Consider the following 22,350-nt stretch of genomic DNA (forward strand, 5'->3'; position numbering starts at 1 on the left):
CGTGCCGCTTGCCCATGAAGCCTCGAAACCTTCAGCCGCCAGGGCACGCGACAGAAACAGACTTGTGCGCCCGCATGTCCATTGAGAGGGCGTGACCGGCGCATCGCCGTTCCAGGCGCTATGCCATTCCAGCCAGATCGGCTCCATGAACTGGCGCGCTGCCGTGGCAAGGTTGCGGATAGCGGCCAGTTCCGTGGGAGGCGTCATCGCGGGGCCTGCGCTTGCTTCGGCATCCGGCCGGTTTACGTCTTGCTGCCCGCGAGCTTTTCGGTCAGCTCGCCCAGTTGCTCCTGTGCCTTGCGATCGGCTGGATAGATTGCCAGGAACTGCTCCCAGGCCCTGAGCGCCAGCTCGTCCTTGCCGGCGGAGCCGAGGATTGCGGCCATGCCGGCGAGCGCGCCGAAATGCCGAGGCTCGAGCGACAGGACATGATTGATGTCCGACATCGACTTGCGATAGTTGCCCATCGTGTAGTGCAGGGTCGCGCGGCGGTTCCAGCCTTCGACGTAGCTCGGGGCCAGCGTGATCACCTGGTCGAGGATATCGAGGGCTGCCGCCGGCTTATTGTCGGTGATGGACTTGTCGGCCCACTGCATCAGCAGGTTGACCGTCGCGCTGCCGGAATCCTGCCATTCCAGGCGGATCTGGTTGGCGAGTTCGCGCGCCTTGTCGGCGTCCCGTTCCTTCTTGAGGTCGGAGAACAGGGCGTCGAGGCGTTGCTTTGGGGTGGTGAGGCTGGCGGCCTCGGTTTCCGGTGCCGTCTCTGCGGCGAAAGTCAGGGTGCCGGCTCCAACTGAGGCGGCGAGAAGGGCGGAACACGCCAGAATCAAGGGTACAAAAACTCGCATGGCGAGCATGTTAGCTCGCCACGGAATAAGATCAAAATCAATTTTGGGACATCGCCGAAGCGAGACGCCAAACAGAAACCAGTCTGGGCCTCAGCCCTGACGTGCCTTGAAGCGCGGGTTCTGCTTATTGATGATGTAGATACGGCCCTTGCGACGAACCAGACGGTTTTCGCGATGGCGGGTCTTCAGCGACTTGAGCGAATTCTTGATCTTCATTTTCCTGATCCGCAGGTTTCGGGGAAACAAAATTCGCCCGGTATTTCTAACAATCAAAAGCGCGCCATTCAGCGCGCTCCATAAGGTGGGATGGCAAATACCGTGTCACCCCTGTTGTGTCAACCGCAAGACACCGGATTTTGGCGCCTTGCCCCGCATTTCTGTGGCTTTGAGGCTCACGTCAAGCGGGTGAGGTGACCCATCTTGCGGCCCGGTCGCGCTTCCGTCTTGCCGTAGAGATGGACGAAAACGTTATCCTTGGCAAGCCAGGCCGGCACATCGTCGATGTCGTCGCCGATCAGGTTCTGCATCACGCAGTCGGAGTGGCGAACGGGATTGCCGAGCGGCAGGCCGGCCACGGCGCGAATGTGCTGCTCGAATTGCGAGACGATGCAGGCCGCCTCCGTCCAGTGGCCGGAATTATGCACGCGCGGCGCCATTTCATTGGCGACGAGGCTACCGTCGGCAAGCACGAAGAACTCCACGCCGATGACGCCGACATAGCCGAGCGCATCGAGGATCGCCTTGGCCGCAGTGCGCGCGGTCTCGGCGGTGGCAGGGCCAATGGCGGCGGGTACGGTGGAGGTATGCAGAATGCCGTTGCGGTGAACGTTCTCTGCCGGATCGAAGCAGGCGACGGCGCCATCAACCGAGCGGGCAGCAATGATGGAGATTTCCCGTTCGAACGGCACGAAGCTTTCGAGGATCAGCGGCACGGAGCCGAGCGCCGCGAAGGCGCCTTGCGGGTTGTCCTGCCCGGAGCGGAACACGCGTTGGCCCTTGCCGTCATAGCCGAGGCGGCGGGTCTTCAGGACGCCGGAACCGCCGAAATCGGCAAGTGCTGCTTCAAGATCGGCCTGGCTGTCGACGGCATGGAAACGGGCGGTGACGATGCCGCTGTCGTTGAGGAAGCGTTTTTCGACCAGGCGGTCCTGGGCGGCTTCCAGTGCCTTCGGCGGCGGGAAGACAGGTCGGGCACGGGCGAGCCTCTCGGCGGCCGCAACCGGCACATTCTCGAATTCGTAGGTGACGATGTCGCAGGCGGCCGCCAGCGCATCGAGCGCGCGCTCATCGTCATAGGCGGCAACGATCTGTTCGTTTGCCAGCTGCGCTGCCGGACAGTCGGACTGCGGCTCGAGGATGATGGTGCGGAAGTTCAGCCGTGCAGCAGACATGGCCAGCATGCGGCCGAGCTGGCCGCCGCCAATGATGCCAATGGTTGTCATGCGTCGTCCACCGGATACTCGGCGACGGCGACGGTCTGCTGTTCGCGCCAGTCGTCGAGACGGTCGGCAAGGTCGTTGTCGCTGAGCGCCAGTACGGCTGCGGCGAGTAGTGCCGCGTTGACCGCGCCGGCGCGTCCGATCGCCAGTGTTCCGACGGGAATGCCGGCCGGCATCTGGACGATCGACAGCAGGCTGTCCTGCCCGGACAGTGCCTTCGACTGCACCGGCACGCCGAACACCGGCAACGGCGTCATCGAGGCGCACATGCCCGGCAGATGGGCGGCACCGCCGGCACCGGCGATGATGACCTTGAAGCCTTCGTCGCGCGCGCCCTTGGCGAAGCTTACCAGCCGATCAGGTGTGCGGTGTGCAGAAACGATGCGAGCCTCATAGGCAATGTCGAGCGCGTCGAGCGTATCGGCGGCGTTCTTCATCGTCTCCCAGTCGGACTGGCTTCCCATGATGATGGCGACGGGTGGGGTCGTGGTGTCGAGCACGTCTTTAAAGTTCCGCTTCAGGCGATGATGTCGGGGATGATCTGGTCTTCGAGCTTGGTGATTTTGTCCTTGATGACCAGCTTCTTCTTCTTCATGCGCTGAATTCTCAGCGCATCGCAGCCGGTCTGAATCATGGCGTTGATCGCAGCATCATAATCTTCATGTTCCTGCCTCAGCCGCGCGGCGGTCAATCTGAGTTCGGCCTGGTCCTGGTCCGGCATGCAAAGCGATCCCCATCAGCCCGGTTGCGAAGTCCTCCTCGAACCGGAATTTCATGCGCCGCTCTATCACATCTTGGGCGGTAACGGGAAGTTATCCGTCGTCATCATTTCGCCTTCGACAAATGAAAAATGGCATGGCACAGTAGTAAGGTTACAACCATGGAACATCCGGCATTTACCTGCCGGATGCAAGCAAAAGGAAGGGACTGCCAATGACCATTGAGGCTCATCTTGCAACGCTTGAGAAAAAACATGGCGCACTGGAGCAGGAGCTCCATGCAGCAATGAACCAGCCGTCCATCGAGGACGAAATGATCAGCGACATCAAGCGAAGGAAGCTGCGCATCAGGGACGAAATCGAAAGGATTCGCTCCTCGACTCACTGATTATAAACGGTATTTCCCAGTAACAACGGGAGGTGTCCTCTCCGCGGAGACGACGCAACAAGGTTCACAACCAATCCCCTCAACGGAAGATACGGATCGCTCGACCGGGTTTGAGACCCGGTCGATTTGTGTCAGGCCGCGGTTACGCTTCCGTCCGGCTGTCAGGCCCAGAATTGATCCAACCATAGGTTGAGCCTGTCGAAGCCAGGGCGGTTGATCGCATATATCCGCCGCGTACCGTTGGCCGAAACCGAAACCAGATTGCAGTCGAGCAGGGCCTTCAGGTGCTGTGATACCGCGGGCCGGCTGATCGGCAATCCTTCGGCCAGTTCGTTGACCGTTTTCGGCGCGCGCCGCAGTTCCTCCAGCAGGTAACGCCGGTTGGGATCCGCGATGGCATCGAAAGGGTCCGCAATGGTCATGACCGGACGTTAAGCGAAATCACCGCGGGCGGCAAGAAATTTGTGCGCTGCGGCATTTTCGTTTTGCTTTGCAATATGATCGATCGCTTGAATGCAGTCAGGCGCCGGCCAGCAGGCTGTTGAGGCTGTCCCACAGCAGCTTCAGCCCGGCGATGAAAGCCATGCTATACATGAACGGATAGAAGATCTGCGGCTTCATGCGGCGAACGATGAAGGCACCGCAGACGGTGGCAACGATCGCCAGCGGAAACAGCGTCGCGGAGATCTTGAGATTGCTCATGTCGAGCTGGCCAAGCGCGAAATAGGGAATGAGCTTGACGGCATTGAGGATGGCGAAGAAGCGCACGATGGTGCCGGTGTATTCGCGCGGATCGAGCTGAAGCGGCAGGGCGTAGATCTGAAAAGGCGGGCCGCCGGCGTGGGCGACAAAGCTGCCATAGCCGGCAAACGAGCCCCAGAGTGTTGCGGGACCAGCCCGCTGCTGCTTGGGCGTGATCGTTATTCCGTTGCGCATGCGCCAGACATTGTAGACATAGCGCAGGACGAACAGCACGGTGATGAGGCCGATGATCAGGCGCAGATAGTCGCGCGAGACATAGGCCGACGTCGCCCAGCCGATGAGAATGCCGGCGATGGCGCCGGGCAGGAGCATGAACAGGGTTTTGCGATCGCCGTGCTTGCGCCACATCCAGAGCGAGACGAGGTCCATCGCGATCAGGATCGGTAAAAGCAGCGCGGCCGCCTGAACCGGCGAGACGGCCATCGACAGGATCGGCACGCCCATCAACGAAAGGGCCTCGCCCATGCCGCCCTTGCTGAGGCCAACGAGAAGAACCGCCGGGATGGCGATGAGATAGAAGTCCAGGTCGGGAAGCATCGGTGGCGGTTGATCCTTTTGACGTCTCCGTCTATCGGTTTTCCCAAACGAAATCGAGCGCTGGTTTCCGCCGACATGCGGGCACAGCTAGAAATGGATGTCATGAGCAACACAATAGAACGCTGCCGCCTGGTGCTGATTGCGCCGGATATCGCTGATCCGGCGGATCGCGCCAAGGTGCTTGCCGACGCCTTGAAGGGCGGCGACGTCGCTTCGGTGATCGTGCCGCAATATGGCCTCGATGACGCCGAGTTCCAGAAACACGCCGAGCGCCTCGTGCCGATCATCCAGGAGGCTGGAGCCGCTGCGCTGATCGAGGGCGATTCCCGGGTCGCCGGACGCGCCAGGGCCGATGGCCTGCATATTTCCGGCAATGCCGAAGCACTTGGCGAGGCGGTCGAGAAGCACACGCCGAAGCTTATCGTCGGCGGCGGCAATGCGGCCGATCGCCATCACGCGCTTCAAATCGGCGAAGTGCGTCCGGACTACGTGTTCTTCGGCAAGACGGATGGCGACATCAAGCCGGATGCGCATCCGAAGAACCTGGCGCTCGCCGAATGGTGGGCCTCGATGATCGAGATCCCCTGCATCGTCATGGGTGGCACGGATCCGCAGTCCGCATTGGCGGCGGCCGAGACCGGCGCCGAATTCGTGGCGCTTCGCCTGGCCGTCTTCGGCGAGCCCGAGCAGGCGCCGTCGGTGGTCGCCGCCGTCAACGCGCTTCTTGACGAAAAAGCGCCACGGTTTGAAGCTTAAGACGTGTCGATGTTGAACCGCCTGTCGTCAAAGCTCAGTTGGGGCGTTGCCCTCCTTGCCGCCACCGCTGCCGTGGCGACGCCGGTGCGCGCGCAGGAAAAGCCGGCTCCAGTGCCGGAGCTGGGCGTCAACGCCGATGATAGTGGCGCTGCAAAGCGCGGCCGCATCACCCCCTTCAATGGCGCGGCGCTGCCTGAAGAAGGCACTGGCAAGCCTGGGGCCAAGCCGGCTCATCCGGCGGACAAGAAGAAGGCTGGTGATGGCACGGTGCCTTCGCAGGGCGTCAATGTCTTTGACCGCATGGGCGCCGAACTGCCGGCACTACCTGCGGAAAAGCCATTCGCCGGCAAGGTCGACGACGCCTACGGCGCTTTCCAGCGCGGCTATTATCTGACGGCGATGGATCTCGCACTTCCGCGCGCGCAGCTCGGCGATCCTGCCGCGCAAACGCTTGTTGCCGAAATCCTGCAGCAGGGCCTCGGCGTGGTGCGCAATGCCAAGCAGGCGGCGTTCTGGTACGGACAGGCGGCTGAAAACGGCGACCCGGCCGCCATGTTCAAATACGCGCTGATCCTGATGGAGGGGCGCTACGTCAAGCGCGACCGCAAGAAGTCCGAAGAACTGATGAAGAAGGCGGCCGATCTCGGCAATGGGTCGGCCCAGTTCAACTATGGCCAGACGCTCGTGGCCGACAGCCCCGGACCGAAGGGTCTGAAGGCCGCTATGCCCTACTACGAAAAATCGGCCGAGCAGGGGATCGCCGACGCGCAATATGCGCTGTCGCAGATCTATCTCAACGTCGATGGCATTGACGAAGGCAAGCGGGCGCGGGCCAGGGAATGGCTGCTTCGGGCGGCCCATGCCGGCTACGATACGGCGCAGCTTGATATCGCCATCTGGATGATCGAAGGCATTGCCGGCGATCGCAACCTGGAGGACGGTTTCGGCTGGATGAAGCGGGCGGCGGAAGGCGGCAATGTCGTGGCGCAGAACCGGCTGTCGCATCTCTATGTCAACGCCATCGGCACCCGGCCCAATCCGGTCGAGGCGGCGAAGTGGTATGTGCTGTCGCGCCGGGCCGGCCTCAAGGACGATGCGCTGGAAGACTTCTACCTCGGTCTCAACGAGCAGCAGCAGAAGGCGGCACTCAGCGCAGCCAACAAGTTCCGCTCGAGCTGACCGGCATTCCACTGCATGTATCCTTAAATCCTATTCGATTTAAGGATAAAAACATGCAGCAAAAATCAAAGTGCTACAGCGACCTTTGCGCGTCTAATAAGACGCGCGCCGCTGTAGGCGCCTGAATCTCGGCTGTTCGGCCGAGCCAGGCGCTATTTCTCTTGAACTTCCGGGATTTTTGTGGTCTTGAAGCCCCGGTTTTTGCCCCTGGCGCCATGGTTTTCCGGCACGCCCCGGGCGGAGTGATCTTCACTCGGTTTTTTGACGATGGGACTCGATGACAGGCATTGCCCGATCGGCAGGTGCTATCCCCGTGTTCCGTCACACAGGTTCAATGTCCGATCGAGAAGGCTCGATCGGCCTTCGCTTCACAAGGATCGCCAGATGGCCCGTTCAGCTCTCCTCAATGTCATGGTCCAGGCCGCCTTCAAGGCCGGCAAGTCGCTGGCGCGCGATTTCGGTGAAGTCCAGAACCTGCAGGTCTCGCTCAAGGGACCGGGCGACTACGTGTCCCAGGCCGACCGCAAGGCCGAAAAGCTCATCCGCGAAGAACTGCTGAAGGCGCGTCCGACCTATGGCTTCCTCGGCGAGGAAGGCGAGGAGATCATCGGCACCGATGGCGCCCATCGCTGGATCGTCGATCCGCTCGACGGCACCACCAACTTTCTGCACGGCATTCCGCATTTTGCTGTCTCGATTGCGCTAGAGCGCCAGGGCGAGATCGTCGGCGCTGTCGTGTTCAACCCGGCAACCGACGAACTGTATACCGCCGAGCGTGGTGGCGGCGCCTTCCTCAATGACCGTCGCCTGCGCGTCGCTGCGCGCAAGGCCTTATCGGATGCAGTGATCGCCACCGGCACGCCGCATCTCGGTCGTGGCAATCACGGCAAATACCTGATCGAACTGCGCCACGTGATGGGCGAAGTCGCCGGCATCCGCCGCATGGGCTCGGCGGCACTCGATCTCGCCTATGTTGCAGCCGGCCGTTTCGACGGCTACTGGGAGCGCGACTTGGCCGCCTGGGACATTGCGGCCGGTGTGCTTCTGATCCGCGAAGCCGGTGGCTGGTCGACGGATATCGATGGCGGAGCCAAGCCGGTCGACGAGGGTTCGATCGTTTGCGGCAACGAATACATCACCAAGGCGCTGCGCGACGTCGTTCACCGTCCGATCCCGTCGAAATAATCGACGGCCCGTCCGTTTCCTGCTTGCCAAGCCTCCGGCGCTCCATGTGTCGGAGGCTTTTTGTTTTTTCCTTCAATTCGGCGCAAAGCTCCACTACAGCGCCACACGTTAAACAGGACGCGCGATGGATGCTGCAGCGCGTTAACTTGCTGCATAACTTTCTCTTAAATCGATTCCGATTTGAGGAATTATGCAGTAGGCTCCGACGCGTCGCGGCACCGTTCCGCCAAATGCAACCGGGAGAATGGTATACCCATGACGAAACTGCATCTGTCCGGGTGGGACGGTCGGGAAGGGGTGGAAGCAGACTACAATCCGCATAAGCTTTCGAGCCCCATGCATTTTTTCTGGACCATGGTGATTTTCCTGATCATCGTCGGTTTCGTCGGCGCGATCCTCTTTCGGCAGGCACACAATGCCTTCCTCGCCAATCCCGGCCTGAACGGCCTGATCCTCGGGGTGCTGCTGATCGGCATCCTGCTGGCGTTCAACCATGTGCTCGGGCTTCGTCCAGAGGTGCGCTGGTTCAATTCTTTCCGCGCCGCCGGCAGCGCCGACAAGGTCGGGCGGGATCCGGTCCTGCTGTCGCCGATGCGCGCGCTGATCGGTGGCCGCCAGACGGCGATCTCGACGACGGCGCTGCGGTCGATCCTGGATTCGATTGCAACACGGCTGGATGAATCGCGCGACACGACGCGGTATCTGACCGGTCTGCTCGTCTTCCTCGGCCTGCTCGGCACCTTCTGGGGTCTGCTCGGCACGATCGGCTCCATCAACACCGTCATCCAGTCGCTGGATGCCGGTTCCGGCAGCACCGAGGACGTGCTGGGCGCTCTCAAGAACGGCCTGTCGGCGCCGCTGACCGGCATGGGAACGGCGTTCTCGACGTCGCTCTTCGGCCTTTCCGGCTCGCTGATCCTCGGCTTTCTCGATCTGCAGGCGGGTCGGGCTCAGAACCGTTTCTATACCGAGCTTGAAAACTGGCTCTCCTCCGTCACCGATGTCGGATCGGAACTCTCGATTGCCGGCGACCTGTCGACCGGCGCGCCGGTCGAGGAGCTGAAGCGCCTGACGGACCAGCTCGTCCGCCTCAACCATGAAGGCGGTTCCAACCAGCGCACGACGGCGGCAATGGCGAGCCTGGCTGAAGGTATTCAGGGTCTGGTCAAGAACATGCGCGGCGAGCAGCAGATGCTGCGCGACTGGATCGAGGCGCAGCAGGAAGAGGCGAAGGCGATGCGCAAGACGCTGGACAAGCTCACGACGCGCATCGGCCACTCCGAGCGCATTTCAGTGAACAGCGAGAAGTCCGGATCGCAGGCCAAGCTCAGCCATGCGGACGATACCGGAGGGGAATGATCCATGGCGCTTGCCCGAAAAGGCCGTTCACAGCGCACGATCGACTATTGGCCCGGTTTCGTCGACGCATTGTCGACCCTGCTCCTGTCGATCATGTTCCTGCTCAGCGTCTTCGTGCTGGCGCAGTTCCTGCTCAGCCGCGAAATCAGCGGCAAGGACGAGGTTCTGACCCGGCTGAACAGCCAGATCAACGAGCTGACACAGCTGCTCGCGCTCGAAAAGAGCGGCAAGCAGGATCTGGAGGATTCACTCGCCAATCTCCAGGCCTCCCTCTCCCAGTCGGAAGGCGAGCGTTCTCGCCTGAAAGCCTTGCTCGACCAGGGCGCCGGCAGCACGGATGCCGCCAACGAGAAGCTTGGGCGTGTCGGTGCCGAGCTTGACGCCGAACGCCAGACCAGCGCCCGTGCCATGAGCCAGATCGAGCTTCTCAACCAGCAGATCGCGGCGCTGCGCAGCCAGATCGCGGCGATCGAAGAGGCATTGCAGGCGTCGGAAGCCAAGGACCAGTCTTCGCAGACGAAGATCGCCGATCTCGGTCGCCGGCTGAATGTCGCGCTGGCGCAGCGGGTGCAGGAACTAAACCGCTATCGTTCCGATTTCTTCGGACGGCTGCGCGAAATCCTGTCCGATCGCGAAAACATCCGCATCGTCGGCGACCGCTTCGTCTTCCAGTCGGAAGTGCTTTTCCCCTCCGGCGGCAACGAACTCAATCCTGAGGGCCAGACTGAAATGGCCAAGCTCGCCTCGGCGCTGCTCGACCTTGCCAAGGAAATTCCGGCGGAGATCAACTGGGTGCTGCGCGTCGACGGGCACACGGACAATGTACAGCTTTCAGGCACCGGCCGTTTTGCCGACAACTGGGAGCTTTCGTCCGCCCGTGCCACATCCGTCGTCAAGTTCCTGATCTCCAAGGGCGTGCCGGCCGACAGGCTGGTCGCCGCCGGTTTCGGCGAGTATCAGCCGATCGCCGAGGGCGAGAGCGTCGAAGCGCGGTCGCAGAACCGTCGTATCGAGCTGAAGCTGACCGAGAAATAGGCTCAAGGATAGCCCTCGGTCCGACGCCCTTGAATTGACCTTGACGTGCGCGTAACACTTGCATCCACAACATGCAGGGGGAAGCTTGCATCTTGGCGGATGCAGGGGAGGGCGCCGTTAATGGATTGCGATGTACTGGTCGTCGGTGCTGGGCTTGCCGGTCTTGTGGCCGCGTCTGAGGCAGCAGCGCTTGGCCGCAAGGTGATCGTTCTCGATCAGGAGGGGGAGCAGAACCTCGGCGGTCAGGCCTTCTGGTCGCTAGGCGGTCTCTTTTTCGTCGACAGTCCCGAGCAGCGGCGCATGGGTATCAAGGACAGTCGCCAGCTCGCCCGCCAGGACTGGATGGGCTCGTCGCAATTCGATCGTCCCGAGGACCACTGGCCGCGATTGTGGGCCGATGCCTATCTCGATTTCGCTGCCGGCGAGAAGCGCAGCTGGCTGCATTCGCTCGGCATGCGCTGGTTCCCCGTCGTCGGCTGGGCCGAGCGCGGTGGCGGCCTTGCGCATGGGCATGGCAATTCTGTTCCGCGCTTCCACGTCACCTGGGGCACCGGCCCGGCTGTTATCGAGCCGTTCGTGCGGCTGACGCGCGAGGCGGAAAGCCGCGGCCTCGTGCGTTTTCGCTTCCGCCACCGCGTCGACGAACTGGTGACGACGGATGGGGCGGTCACCGGCGCGCGCGGTTCGGTGCTCAAGGCCGATCCGGTCGGCCGCGGCCAGCGCAGCTCGCGTGATGTCGCCGGCGATTTCGAGATTTCGGCGGGCGCGGTGATCGTGACATCGGGCGGCATCGGCGGCAACCATGAGCTGGTACGGCGCAACTGGCCACGCAAGCGGCTGGGCCAGCCGCCGGCGACGATGGTCTGCGGCGTGCCGCATCATGTCGATGGCCGCATGCTGGAGATTGCCGGCCGCGCCCGCGGCTCGGTCATCAATTCCGATCGCATGTGGCACTACACCGAAGGCCTGAAGAATTTCGATCCGATCTGGCCGGATCACGGCATCCGCATCCTGCCCGGTCCGTCGTCCTTCTGGTGCGATGCTGACGGCAATCGCTTTTCAGCGCCAGCGATGCCCGGCTTCGATACGCTCGGCACCTTGCAGGCCATCCGCGAAAGCGGCCATGACTACAGCTGGTTCATCCTGACGCGGGCGATCATCAAGAAGGAATTTGCCCTATCCGGTTCCGAACAGAACCCTGATCTGACCGGCAAAAGCATCTCTCTCCTGCTCAAGCGGCTGGGCAAGAACCCGCCCGGACCGGTGCAGGCTTTCATGGACAGGGGAGAGGATTTCATCGTTCGCGATCGGCTCGACGATCTCGTGCCGGCGATGAATGCGCTGACGGCTGAGAACCGGCTGTCGGTCGATCACCTGCGCGAGCAGATCGAGGCGCGCGACCGCGAGATCACCAATCCCTTCTCGAAGGATGCGCAGGTGACGGCGATCCGCGGGGCACGGTCCTACCGCGGTGACCGGCTGCTGCGTACCGCCAAACCGCACCGCCTGCTCGACCCCAAGGCCGGGCCGCTGATTGCCGTCAGGCTGCATATCCTGACGCGCAAGACGCTCGGCGGCCTGCAGACCAACCTGGCCGGCCAGGTGCTGGAGCAGTCGGGCGAACCGGTGCCGGGCCTTTACGCTGCAGGTGAAGTCGCAGGCTTCGGCGGCGGCGGCATGCATGGCTACAACGCGCTGGAAGGCACGTTTCTCGGCGGCTGCATCTATTCCGGCCGTGTCGCCGGGAGGCATGCGGGTGCGGTCTAAGCGGGCTGAATCGGCTATCGTTGTCCGCGTGTCGGGCCCCTCACCCTAGCCCTCTCCCCGCAAGCGGGGAGAGGGGACGCATGCTGCAGTCGGCCCAGCGCTTGTTATGGCCAGAGCTTCCCGGAAAAGTGCGAAGCGGTTTCGGCCAGGGAATGCGAAATACATGAGCGTTTTGATGGCCCCGCCTAAGACGGAGACGCTCGAGATCGGCGAGCGCGTGCCACATATCCCTTCTCCCCGCAGGCGGGGAGAAGGCGGCGGCAGCCGGATAGGGGCCGATCCGGCAGATGGGGTCAAGTAACTCTGATCAATCCATCTGGATGTTGGCGTCGCGAACGACAGGCGTCCATTTTGCGAGCTCGGCCTTCACATGCGCGGCAAGCTCCTGCGGCGTAGAGCCGACGATGGTTGCGCTGAATTCCTTCATCCGCTCGACCACGGCCGGGTCCGCAAGCGCTTTGTTGGCGGCTTCGTTCAGGCGGGCGACAACCGGCTCGGGCGTGTTGGCCGGTGCAAACAGCGCGTTCCAGGTATAGGTTTCGTAGCCCGGAATGCCTGCCTCCGCGACCGTCGGAACGTCGGGGAAGGATGGCGCGCGTTCGGCGGTCGTTACCGCAAGCGCCCGCAAGGTGCCGGCCTTGATGTGGCTGGAGGAGGACGGCAGGTTGTCGAACATGATCGGCACCTGGTTGCCGATGACGTCGTTGAGCGCCGGTCCGGCGCCCTTGTAGGGGATATGCTGCATGTTGACGCCGGCCATCTTCTTGAAGAGCTCGCCGGAGAGGTGCAGCGGCGTGCCATTGCCGGAAGAAGCGTAGGCATATTCATCGGGCTTGGCCTTGAGCAGTGCCAGAAGCTCCTCGACGGTCTTGGCCGGCAGCTCCGGATTGACCACCAGCACGTTCGGAACGACGACCAGAAGCGAGATCGGAGCGAAGTCCTTTTCCGGGTCATAGGGCTTGGTCTTGAGGATCAGCGGGTTGAGGGCGTGCGTCGCCACCGTGCCCATGAGGATCGTATAGCCGTCCGGGTCGGCGCGCGCGACATTGTCGGCACCGAGGTTGCCACCGGCGCCGGCGACATTCTGGACGATGACCTGCTGGCCGAGATCCTCCGACATCTTCTGCGCCACGATCCGCGCGACCACGTCGGTCGAGCCGCCGGCGGCAAAGGGAACGACAAGGGTGATTGCGCGATCCGGAAAGTCCTGGGCATTCGCCTGGATGCCGGAGCCGAGAACGGTGAGTGCGGTGAAGCCGAGGGCAAGCGCCGCCCGGCGGGTCAACTTCGAAAATGTCATTAGGTTCCTCCCTGAACAATCCACATCGGTCGTGGCGGCCGAAAAAAGCCGGCACCTATAGAATAGGGTCCGGCTTTCCAGCTGCAATGGCATGCCGGACATGCCGGCATGCGACTATGGTAGTGGTCGTCTTACTTCCCCGGGTTCAGGAACAGCTCCTCGGCGCCGTGGTTGAACTGCAAACGGGCCAGCTTGGCATAGAGCCCGTCCTGCCGGATCAGCGAGGCATGGGTTCCCTCTTCGACGATCCGGCCGTGTTCCATCACGAGGATGCGGTCGGCCTTCAAGACGGTTGCGAGCCGGTGGGCGATGACAACAGTCGTGCGTTCATGCAGCAAGCCTTCGAGTGCCTTCTGCACCAGTGTCTCGCTTTCGGCGTCGAGCGCCGAGGTCGCCTCGTCGAGCAAAAGGATCGGCGCGTTGCGCAGGATGGCGCGGGCAATGGCGATGCGCTGGCGCTGGCCGCCCGAGAGCGTGATGCCACGCTCGCCGACAAGCGTGTCGTAGCCCTTCTCCATCCGGCCGATGAATTCGTCGGCCTGGGCGGCGACGGCAGCGGCGCGCACCGCCTCACGGCTTGCACCCGGCAGGCCGAAGGCAATGTTGTCGTGGACGGAGGAGGCGAAGATGGTGACGTCCTGCGGCACGATCGCCAGGCGGTCGCGCAGATCCTTCGGGTCCACGGTGCGGATATCGACGCCATCGACCGTGATGGCACCCTTTGCCGGATCGTAGAACCGCAGCAGCATCGAAAAGACGGTGCTCTTGCCCGCGCCGGATGGGCCGACAATGGCGACGGTTTCACCCGGTTTGATCGCAAAGCTCAGGCCGTTCAGGCTCTTGTAATCAGGGCGCGCGGGATAGGCGAAATAGACTTCGTCGAAGCTGATGGCGCCGAGCGCCGGCGCCGGCATGGCGACGGGGGTTTCGGGCGCCTCGATTTCCGGGACTTCGGTCAAGAGCTCGTTCAACCGCTCGGCGGCACCGGCTGCCTGCGAGAGCTCGCCCCAGACCTCCGATAGCGATCCGAGGCTACCGGCGGCGAAGACCGAATAAAGCAGGAACTGGCTGAGGGTTCCGGCCGAGAGATTGTCCGCCAGCACGTCGCGCGCGCCGAACCACAGGACGGCGACAACGCTGCCAAACACCATGGTGATGGCGAAGGCTGTCAGCACCGAGCGGGCCTTGATGGCCGCGCGTGCCGCGCCGAAGGCATCTTCGACGGCGTTGCCGAAGCGGTTGTTGGCGATGTCCTCGCTGTTGAAGGCCTGAACCGTGCGCGAGGCGGCGATCGCCTCGCCGGCATAGGCCGATGCCATCGCCAGGGTGTCCTGTGCCTCGCGCGAGCGGCGGCGGACGGAGCGGCCGAAGCCGACCAGCGGAAACACGATCACCGGGATTGCCGCCAGCACCAGGCTCGACAGCTTCGGGCTGGTATAGACCATCATGCCGATGGCGCCGAGACACAGGATCAGGTTGCGAAGTGCTACCGATGCCGTCGCGCCGACGGCGGACTTCAGCTGCGTGGTATCGGCGGTCAGCCGCGAGACGATCTCGCCCGACTGGTTCACGTCGAAGAACGACGCGGAAAGGCGGGTGACGTGCTGGAAGACGTTGCGCCGGAGATCCGCGACAATGCGCTCGCCAAGGGTGATGACGAAATAGTAGCGGGCCGCACTGGCCAAAGCCAGGATGATGGCGAGCATCATCAGCATCGAGAAATAGGTATTGATGAAGCCGCTGTCGGAATTGGAGAAGCCGTTGTCGACCATGCGCCTGACGGCGAGCGGCAGCGTCAGGGTCGTCACCGCAGCGATAACGAGCGAAATCCCGGCGCCGATGACCAGATGGCGGTAGCGCTTGAGGTAGGGCAGCAGCGTGGCGAGAGGGCGAATGGATTTACGCGCTGGTGACTGGTTTGCTCGTTCGGACACATGACCCCCGTTCGCCAATCACGGAGGGGGCGGGTTTGCCCATGAGTCTTCCGCGCGGCACTTGTTATCCCGCGGACCTTGATGTATAGGCACGGCATCGAATTGGGAAGCCGTGGCCCATCAGCCGGTCCGCGGCTTCATTTACGTGTTCGGTCTCGAAGTCGCAATGCCTTGCGACAATTGGACCCTGGAACTCTAGGAAGATCGTTATGAAGGCAGACATCCATCCCGACTATCACCTGATCAAGGTGGTCATGACTGACGGCACCGAATACGAAACCCGCTCGACCTGGGGTTCGGCAGGCGCCACCATGAACCTGGAAATCGACCCGAAGTCGCACCCGGCTTGGACGGGCGGCAACCAGCAGCTCATGGACCGCGGCGGCCGCGTCTCCAAGTTCAAGAAGCGTTTCGAAGGCCTCGGCCTCTAATCGCACGCTCTCTTGGCGCGTTTTCGAAGCCCGGCTCTGCCGGGCTTTTTGTTGTGCGGATTTCCGTTCCGACTTAAGGCCGATCTTTGATCGTGCGAGCCGGCTCAAGCCGCGCATGAAAAAACCCGGCTAGAGGCCGGGTTCGTTTCGTTGGCAGCGAACTGCCGAATATCTTGAAATCAGTTGGTGCCGAAGGCCGTCTGCAAGAGCTTAATCTGCGCCTTGACGCCGTTCTGGTTATCAGGAACGAAGGTCGAGGCTTCCTGCGGACGGTAGATCTCGCGATCGAGCAGGGCGACGCGGTTCTGCAGGCGCAGTGAGCGCTCGATGAGGTCGCGGAATGCTTCCGGCAGCTCACTCCAGCCGGGCGCGCTGCGGTCGACGTTGAAGCTGTCGAGGCGAACCTTGCTCTTTTCCGACAGCACCTGGTCGCGGCTCATCTCGCCGTTGTTGACAGCGCGTTGAAGCAGGAGCCATGATGCCATCTGCATGAGACGCGTGGTCAGACGCATGGATTCTGCTGCATAGAGGACCGATGCCATGCGCGGCAGGACCTTGGAGGCCAGGCGACCGGGGCCGTCGAGATAGCTCGCGGTTTCTTCGACCAGACCCATGCCTTCCGAATAGAGCGCCTTGAACTGCGCCGACGCCGCCGCGTGTCCCGCGAAACTGACGGTATTCAATCCTCTTTCGGACATGACCTGTTTTCCCTGGTTCAAACGCATCACGACAGTCGGGTAACGGGCGGTTTTGGGAAAAGTTTCCTTGCCGCCTCTATGCCTGAAGAATGATGCCATAGCGCATTTCGCGCAAGAGCATTCTTAAGAAAGGGTTAATCTCCACAATTCTTTGCAGCGACATATATCAAAACAAAAAAAGAGCCGCGGAAAGCGGCTCTCAAGGTAAAACAGGGAGAAAAATCAGACCCATTCGCCAGTCGGAGAAATTGTCTGAGTCCGGAAAGCTCCGGATAAACAGACAATCGCAGAGAATGCTTAATATACCGTTAAGAAAGCGCCGTTTCGGGCCGTTTGTCCTTGTGCGATCGTCAGCGGAACAGGCCTTCGGCCGCAGATCGGCTTGCGGATTTGCGCTCGCGCTCCGCCTCGAGCCGGGCGATTTCCTCCTTCAGCAGCGCGATGCGCTGTGTGAGCTCGTCGACGGACAGAAGCGACAGGTCGCTGCCGATCTCATGCGCCAGCTTCTTCTTGGGTTGGTCTTCGTCAAACAGGCCCATTCGACTTCTCCTCCTGTTCGGGGTCGATATCGCCGTCGTCGTCATCATGTGTTTCATCGAACGGTGCTGCGCGCGGCGAGAGCTGCAAGCTCTCGGGCGTCATCGCCGTTCCGGCGTTGATCGGCGAGAAGGCATCGCGCTCGGCGACCGGAACCGGCGCGCGCATGCGGCTGCGGATGATGGCGTAGGCGGTGATGAGGATATGGGCGCAGGCGGTGATCATGAACAGCCCGTAGGGGCCGGTCGCAGTCATCACCGGGCCGCCGATGGTCGGGCCGATAATGGTGCCGATGCCGTAGAGCAGCAGCAATCCGCCGGAAACCTTGACGAAATCCTCTGCCGTCGCAAAGTCGTTGGCATGCGAAACGGCGATCGGGTAGAGCGCGTTGGCCGCCGCGCCATAGATCGCAATCAGGGTAAGCACGATCCAGACCTGGCTCGGTTCGACCAGAAAGATCAGGAGCCCCGCCAGCGCACCGACACCGGCAAGGGCGGCAAGCACGTAACGCCGGTCGATGCGATCGGACAGGCGCCCGGCCGGCAGCTGCATCACCGCGCCGGCAAAGATCGCCACGCTCATCATCGCCGCGACAGTGCTGTCGGAGAGGCCCGCCTGGCGGCCGAAGACGGCGCCGAGCGTGCCGAAAGCGCCGTTGGCGATGCCGACGAGCAGGATGCCGAGGAACGAGACCGGGGAATTGCGATAGAGCCCGCGCAGGTCGAGCTGGACCTGCTTCAGCGGCTGCGGCGAGGCGGCCTTCGAGAGCAGGGTCGGCAGCATAGCGACGCAATAGAGAATACCGCAGATCATGAAGAGGGTGCTGGTGGAGGTATCGCCGAACGGGATCATCATCTGGCCGCCGACGACGCCGAAGAGCGTGATGGCGATATAGAGGGAAAAGATGACGCCGCGGCTCTCATTGGTGGCGCGCTCGTTGAGCCAGCTTTCGATGATCATCGAGGTGCCGGCAGTGGAAAAACCGGTCAGCGCACGCAGGATCAGCCACCAGGTCGGGTCGATCAGGATGCCGGTCATCAACGCGACGATGGCAATCATCGAGGTAAAGACGCTGAAGGCGCGCACATGGCCGATGCGCTTGACGACATTAGGTGCAAAGAAGCAGCCAAGCACGAAGCCGGCCGCCCAGGACGTGCCGATCAGGCCAAGGATGGTGGTGGGATAGCCCTCGGCCGTGCCTCTGACCGGCAAAAGCAGGCCCTGCAGGCCGTTGCCCAGGAAGAGAAACAGCGTGCCCAGCAGGAGCGAGGCGACGGGGAGCAGGTTTTTTCTCATCATCCATCCGAAAATCGTTCTGCCGTCAGCAAGTTAGGGCGGTGTGCCCGGAATTGCCAGCCGGATTCTGTCCGGCCGGTCATTGCAAATCGGCGGCGGAAACAATAGCCCTCTAATGCATCATCCCAAGAATCGATATCGAATTTCGGGATCATAAGCAGTTGCGCGTGCTGACGGCCTGCGCTGCTACGACGACAAGGTGACGGCGGCGTGACAGTTCCGCCGAGTTGCGGGAATTTACCCGGGGATAGGCTGGATATGTCGAAGGCGCTGGCGCTCATTCTGCTTCTGGCGATGGCCATCCAGCTGATCTGGCCGATCGGCCTGCCCGGTCTGAGGCAGCGTCGCGATTTCTGGAAGATCGCAGTGTTTGCGATCGTCATGATGATGATCACGGTTCTTATTCGACCGTGATACGGCGAACGAAGTAATCCCATAGTGTTAGGATGGTGGTTTCCTTGGAAACTTCGCCATCTGGCCTAGTGTGTTATCCGGTTCTTCGGTCATTCGTCGTACCCAGAAAAGCGCGCAGGACAGATGATGAAGAACGCGCTAGATTGTATACTTCACCCAGGAGATGAAATCGGGGGTTACTTGGAACGCCGCCTTGCTGCCATCCTTGCTGCCGATGTCGTGGGCTACAGCCGCCTCATAGGCGCTGATGAGACCGGCACGCTGGCCGCCATGAAGCGGCACAAGAACGAGCTGGTCGATCCCAAGGTCAGCCGACACAAGGGTCGGATTGTCAAACTGACCGGCGACGGCATTCTGGTCGAGTTCGCGAGTGTCGTGAACGCGGTTGCTTGTGCCGTCGACATTCAGCGCGGCATGCTTATCCGCAACGAAGACGTGCCGCAGTTGAAGCGTATCGAACTGCGCATCGGCGTGCATCTGGGCGACGTGATCGTCGAGGACGGCGATATCTTCGGCGACGGCGTCAATGTCGCAGCCCGGCTCGAAGGCCTGGCCGAGCCCTCCGGCATTGCCGTCTCCGCCTCCGTTCGCGACCATGTCGGCTCGAGGCTGGATGTCGGCTTCGTCGACAAGGGACAGCACGCGCTGAAGAACATCGCAGCGGGTGTGCATGTCTATTCGGTGGCGCTGGGGGCGCCGACCAAGATCGCCAAGGTGTTGAATGGGTCCCATACGGTAACGGTGGACGATGGTTACGGGCTTTCCGTCGCCGTGCTGCCCTTCACCAATATGAGCCATGACCCGGAGCAGGAATATTTCTCCGACGGCATCACCGAAGACATCATCACCGACCTGTCGAAGATCTCGCAGTTGCACGTGGTCGCCCGCAACACGGTCTTTACCTACAAGGGACGGTCTGTCCGGGTCAAAACCGTGGCGCAGGAACTGGGCGTTCGGTTCATCCTCGAAGGCAGTGTGCGCAAGGCCGGCGCGCGGGTGCGCATCACCGGGCAGCTGATCGATGCGCTGACAGGCACGCATCTTTGGGCCGACCGCTACGACCGCGATCTCACCGATATCTTCGCCATCCAGGACGAGATCACTCACGCCATCGTCGACCAATTGCGCATCAAGCTGTTGCCTGAGGAGAAGAAGGCGATCGAGAGCGATCCGACGACGAGCGTCGAGGCCTACACTTACTATCTGCGCGGGCGGCGATTCTCGCACGCCTGGACCCGTTCCTATCTGCTGCTCGCCCGACGGATGTTCCTGAAGGCCGTCGAGCTCGACCCGAATTTTGCCCGCGCCTATGCCGGCATCGCCGATTGCGAATCCGCTCTTCGCGACTGGCACGAGCACGAATTCCCGCTCGAGAGCATTCTGAGCACGAGCGAGCGGGCGCTGGCGCTCGATCCGAACCTGGCGGAAGCGCACGCTTCCCGGGGATTGGTCCTGCACCAGGACGGGCAAAGCGAAGAGGCCGTTGCCGAGTTTGAGCGCGCCTTGACGCTTGATCCGCAGCTCTACGAGGCAAACTTTCACTATGGCCGCTTTCTCTTCATGCGCGGCGAGTTCGAGACGGCGATCCAGTTCTTCAAGCGGGCCGCGGAAATCAGCCCGGATGACTATCTCTCGCCGATCCACCTGATGAGCGCCTACAAGTCGCTGGGCCAGGAAACCGAGCGGGGACACTGGGCGAAGATTGGTATTTCCCGGGCCGAGCGGGCGCTGGAGCTGCATCCGGAGAATTCCGGTCCGGCCCATCGCGGCGCCCTGGCGCTGGCCCATATGGGCGAAGCAGAGCGCGCGCGTGAATGGGCGGCGTGTGCGATCGCCATCGATCCGGATGATGTTGTCGCACGCTACAACACGGCCTGCGTCCATTCGATCCTCGGCGATGTCGACACGGCGCTCGACATGCTCGAGAGCCTGTTGCCGCAAAGTTCCTGTTACCAGCTGCTTTGGTTCAAGCAGGACTCCGACCTGGACGCCGTTCGCCACCATGTGCGTTTCGAGGCGATGGTGGCAGCGATCGCCCAGTGCGAGGCAGCAAAGCACTGACCACCTGAAATCAGTGCGCCCGGTAGGACCCGACCGGCGCGACTGCACGTTTCCTTAAATCGCATTCGATTTAAGGATAAAGACATGCAGCAATTCAAAGTGCTACGGCGAACTTTGCGCGTCTAATAAGACGCGCGGCGTTGTAGGCGATTGCCGCGCGTAAACCACCAGATGCCGGCGCCGGTGGCAAACAGGAGGCCTGTTGCCAAAAGGACGACGGCGACGAACGCCTTCTCGAAGGCCGCTTTGGCGAGTGCCACTAGATTTTCGGCATCATTCGACGACAGTTTTTCCGCCAATATCAACGCCTCGTCCAGGCTGTCGCGTGCGATTGCCGATATGCCCGCCCCTTCCGGCAGCATGACGAAGGCGGTGTAGACCGCCGACATCACGCTGCCGAGCACGGCGATGCCGATGGCGCCGCCAAGTTCGAAGGAAACCTCCTCGATGGAGGCGGCCATGCCGGCGCGTTCCGGCGCGGCGTTGGACATGATGGCGCTGGAGGCTGCCGTCATCGAAGCGCCAATGCCAAGGCCGAGCACGATGAGGCTGACGATCTGAGCGAGCACGCCGGCTTCGTGCACGGCAAGAAACGCGCCGAGGCCGGCGGCTGCGGTGATAAGGCCGGTGCGCAGCACCATCTCGGCGCCGAGGCGCGGCAGCATCATGCCGGTAAGCGGACCGGCGACGAAGGCCGCAAGCGGGATCGGCAGGATGAAAATGCCGGCGTCAAGCGGCGAATACCCGGCGACAAGCTGCAGCCGCTGGCTGAGCACGAGCTCGGCGCCGACGATGGCCGCGGATGCGACAAGGGCTGCGGCGACGCCCGAGGAGAAGGCGGCGTTGCGGAACAGGCCGAAGTCGATCATCGGGTGCGGGCTGCGCCTCTGTCTGCGCACAAAGAGGAGAAGCGCTACGACGCCGATGGCGGCGGCGATGAGCCCGGCTTCAGCCGAGGGTTCGCGCTTGCTCATCTCCTTGATGGCATAGGCAAGCCCGACCAGGCCGACCATGATCTGGACGGAGCCGAGCGGATCCCACGGGTGATCCTTGTTGCCCTTGCTGTCGGGAAGCACGACAACGCCGAGCAGCAAGGCCACGGCGACGATCGGCACGTTGATGAGAAAGACCGAGCCCCACCAGAAGTATTCGAGCAGGAACCCGCCGAGCACCGGGCCGATCGCCGCGCCACCCGAGGCGATGGCAGCCCAGACGCCGATCGCCAGCGCCCGCTCACGTTCGTCGGTGAAGGTCAGCCGGATGATCGAAAGCGTTGCCGGCATCATCAGCGCGGCGCCGACGGCAAGAAGCACGCGGCCGGTAATCAGGATCGACGGGTTCGAGGCATAGGCCGCCAGCAGTGAAGCGAGGCCGAAGACGGCAAGACCGGCAATGAACGGCCGCTTGTGGCCGAGCCGGTCGCCGAGCGTGCCGAGCCCCGGCAGCAGGCCGGCAACGACCAGCGCATAGGCATTGACGATCCAGAGCTTTTCCGACGCGGACGCGCCAAGATCGTGGGTCAGCCGGGGCAGCGCCGTGTAAAGCACGGTCATATCGACAACGATCAGCAGCAGCGCGCTCGACACGATGGCAAGAATGAGCCAGCGATTATGCGGGGACATGGTACACCTCTGTGGCCGACCCTGCCTGCGGGACCTTTGGCCTTGTTGACGTCAGAGCGATTATATAAATACATACGTATGGA

At 62.3% G+C, this 22,350-nt stretch carries 23 protein-coding genes; 10 read left to right on the forward strand and 13 right to left on the reverse strand.

What is annotated here, in order from left to right:
• Positions 1–242 precede the first annotated feature (242 nt).
• From IB264_RS20960 to IB264_RS20980, 5 genes are all read right to left on the reverse strand, one after another.
• Positions 243–857: a hypothetical protein gene (locus IB264_RS20960; RefSeq protein ID WP_025424788.1), complete on the reverse strand. Its 615-nt coding sequence runs from the start codon at positions 855–857 to the stop codon at positions 243–245.
• A gap of 81 nt (positions 858–938) precedes the next feature.
• On the reverse strand, positions 939–1,064 hold the full coding sequence (ykgO, locus tag IB264_RS20965; RefSeq protein ID WP_025424787.1) for a type B 50S ribosomal protein L36: 126 nt from the start codon (positions 1,062–1,064) through the stop codon (positions 939–941).
• 176 nt (positions 1,065–1,240) lie between these two features.
• Positions 1,241–2,290, reverse strand: a complete 1,050-nt coding sequence (locus tag IB264_RS20970; RefSeq protein ID WP_057217931.1) for a 5-(carboxyamino)imidazole ribonucleotide synthase — start codon at positions 2,288–2,290, stop codon at positions 1,241–1,243.
• Positions 2,287–2,751, reverse strand: a complete 465-nt coding sequence (gene purE / locus IB264_RS20975) for a 5-(carboxyamino)imidazole ribonucleotide mutase (protein ID WP_038576471.1) — start codon at positions 2,749–2,751, stop codon at positions 2,287–2,289. The genes IB264_RS20970 and purE overlap by 4 nt, the downstream gene beginning before the upstream one ends.
• Positions 2,752–2,804: 53 nt before the next feature.
• Positions 2,805–3,008 (reverse strand): YdcH family protein, encoded by a 204-nt coding sequence (locus IB264_RS20980; RefSeq protein WP_025424784.1) that lies wholly within the window; start codon positions 3,006–3,008, stop codon positions 2,805–2,807.
• Between the two features lie 212 nt (positions 3,009–3,220).
• Between IB264_RS20980 and IB264_RS20985 the strand changes: the two genes are divergently transcribed.
• On the forward strand, positions 3,221–3,394 hold the full coding sequence (locus tag IB264_RS20985) for a YdcH family protein (protein ID WP_082557445.1): 174 nt from the start codon (positions 3,221–3,223) through the stop codon (positions 3,392–3,394).
• Positions 3,395–3,555: 161 nt separating this feature from the next.
• Here the strand turns inward: IB264_RS20985 and IB264_RS20990 are convergent, their stop codons facing one another.
• Positions 3,556–3,816, reverse strand: a complete 261-nt coding sequence (locus tag IB264_RS20990; protein ID WP_025424783.1) for a helix-turn-helix transcriptional regulator — start codon at positions 3,814–3,816, stop codon at positions 3,556–3,558.
• Between the two features lie 97 nt (positions 3,817–3,913).
• A complete protein-coding gene (locus tag IB264_RS20995; RefSeq protein WP_057217929.1) occupies positions 3,914–4,693 on the reverse strand; it encodes a sulfite exporter TauE/SafE family protein in 780 nt (259 codons plus the stop codon).
• Between the two features lie 102 nt (positions 4,694–4,795).
• On the opposite strand from IB264_RS20995, the gene IB264_RS21000 reads away from it, so the two are divergent.
• The 6 genes from IB264_RS21000 (at position 4,796) to IB264_RS21025 (ending at position 11,974) form a co-directional block, all read left to right on the forward strand.
• Positions 4,796–5,449: a thiamine phosphate synthase gene (locus IB264_RS21000; protein WP_057217986.1), complete on the forward strand. Its 654-nt coding sequence runs from the start codon at positions 4,796–4,798 to the stop codon at positions 5,447–5,449.
• A 9-nt stretch (positions 5,450–5,458) separates the two neighbouring features.
• A complete protein-coding gene (locus tag IB264_RS21005) occupies positions 5,459–6,628 on the forward strand; it encodes a tetratricopeptide repeat protein (RefSeq protein ID WP_057217928.1) in 1,170 nt (389 codons plus the stop codon).
• Between the two features lie 384 nt (positions 6,629–7,012).
• Entirely contained in the window at positions 7,013–7,813 is an 801-nt protein-coding gene (locus tag IB264_RS21010) for an inositol monophosphatase family protein (RefSeq protein ID WP_057217926.1), read from the forward strand.
• A gap of 255 nt (positions 7,814–8,068) precedes the next feature.
• Positions 8,069–9,172 (forward strand): MotA/TolQ/ExbB proton channel family protein, encoded by a 1,104-nt coding sequence (locus IB264_RS21015; RefSeq protein ID WP_025424778.1) that lies wholly within the window; start codon positions 8,069–8,071, stop codon positions 9,170–9,172.
• Between the two features lie 3 nt (positions 9,173–9,175).
• Positions 9,176–10,207, forward strand: a complete 1,032-nt coding sequence (locus IB264_RS21020; RefSeq protein ID WP_057205664.1) for a peptidoglycan -binding protein — start codon at positions 9,176–9,178, stop codon at positions 10,205–10,207.
• A 120-nt stretch (positions 10,208–10,327) separates the two neighbouring features.
• Entirely contained in the window at positions 10,328–11,974 is a 1,647-nt protein-coding gene (locus tag IB264_RS21025) for an FAD-binding dehydrogenase (RefSeq protein WP_057205666.1), read from the forward strand.
• 307 nt (positions 11,975–12,281) lie between these two features.
• Here the strand turns inward: IB264_RS21025 and IB264_RS21030 are convergent, their stop codons facing one another.
• Together IB264_RS21030 and IB264_RS21035 are read right to left on the reverse strand one after the other, a co-directional pair.
• Positions 12,282–13,274 (reverse strand): tripartite tricarboxylate transporter substrate binding protein, encoded by a 993-nt coding sequence (locus IB264_RS21030; protein WP_025424775.1) that lies wholly within the window; start codon positions 13,272–13,274, stop codon positions 12,282–12,284.
• A 131-nt stretch (positions 13,275–13,405) separates the two neighbouring features.
• Positions 13,406–15,208, reverse strand: coding sequence for an ABC transporter transmembrane domain-containing protein (locus IB264_RS21035; RefSeq protein ID WP_082523471.1), 1,803 nt, complete (start codon positions 15,206–15,208; stop codon positions 13,406–13,408).
• 209 nt (positions 15,209–15,417) lie between these two features.
• On the opposite strand from IB264_RS21035, the gene rpmE reads away from it, so the two are divergent.
• Positions 15,418–15,639 carry a 50S ribosomal protein L31 gene (gene rpmE, locus IB264_RS21040; protein ID WP_025424773.1) on the forward strand — a complete coding sequence of 74 codons (222 nt, stop codon included), beginning with the start codon at positions 15,418–15,420 and terminating at the stop codon, positions 15,637–15,639.
• Between the two features lie 179 nt (positions 15,640–15,818).
• On the opposite strand, the gene IB264_RS21045 is transcribed toward rpmE, so the two are convergent.
• The 3 genes from IB264_RS21045 to IB264_RS21055 form a co-directional block, all read right to left on the reverse strand.
• Positions 15,819–16,337, reverse strand: a complete 519-nt coding sequence (locus IB264_RS21045; protein WP_025424772.1) for a DUF1465 family protein — start codon at positions 16,335–16,337, stop codon at positions 15,819–15,821.
• A gap of 350 nt (positions 16,338–16,687) precedes the next feature.
• Positions 16,688–16,876, reverse strand: coding sequence for a DUF1192 domain-containing protein (locus IB264_RS21050; protein WP_057205668.1), 189 nt, complete (start codon positions 16,874–16,876; stop codon positions 16,688–16,690).
• Positions 16,863–18,170, reverse strand: coding sequence for an MFS transporter (locus IB264_RS21055; protein WP_025424770.1), 1,308 nt, complete (start codon positions 18,168–18,170; stop codon positions 16,863–16,865). The genes IB264_RS21050 and IB264_RS21055 overlap by 14 nt, the downstream gene beginning before the upstream one ends.
• Before the next feature lie 258 nt (positions 18,171–18,428).
• Here IB264_RS21055 and IB264_RS21060 point away from each other — a divergent pair, with 258 nt between their 5' ends.
• Positions 18,429–18,584, forward strand: coding sequence for a hypothetical protein (locus tag IB264_RS21060; RefSeq protein ID WP_107027707.1), 156 nt, complete (start codon positions 18,429–18,431; stop codon positions 18,582–18,584).
• A 126-nt stretch (positions 18,585–18,710) separates the two neighbouring features.
• A complete protein-coding gene (locus IB264_RS21065; protein WP_107027713.1) occupies positions 18,711–20,645 on the forward strand; it encodes a tetratricopeptide repeat protein in 1,935 nt (644 codons plus the stop codon).
• Between the two features lie 122 nt (positions 20,646–20,767).
• Here IB264_RS21065 and IB264_RS21070 read toward each other — a convergent pair whose 3' ends face one another.
• Complete coding sequence (locus IB264_RS21070) at positions 20,768–22,267, reverse strand: MFS transporter (protein ID WP_057205672.1); 1,500 nt, start codon at positions 22,265–22,267, stop codon at positions 20,768–20,770.
• Positions 22,268–22,350: the final 83 nt, after the last annotated feature.

The sequence above is a fragment of the Ensifer sp. ENS11 genome (genome assembly GCF_014851895.1).
Taxonomy (GTDB): Bacteria; Pseudomonadota; Alphaproteobacteria; order Rhizobiales; family Rhizobiaceae; genus Ensifer; species Ensifer canadensis.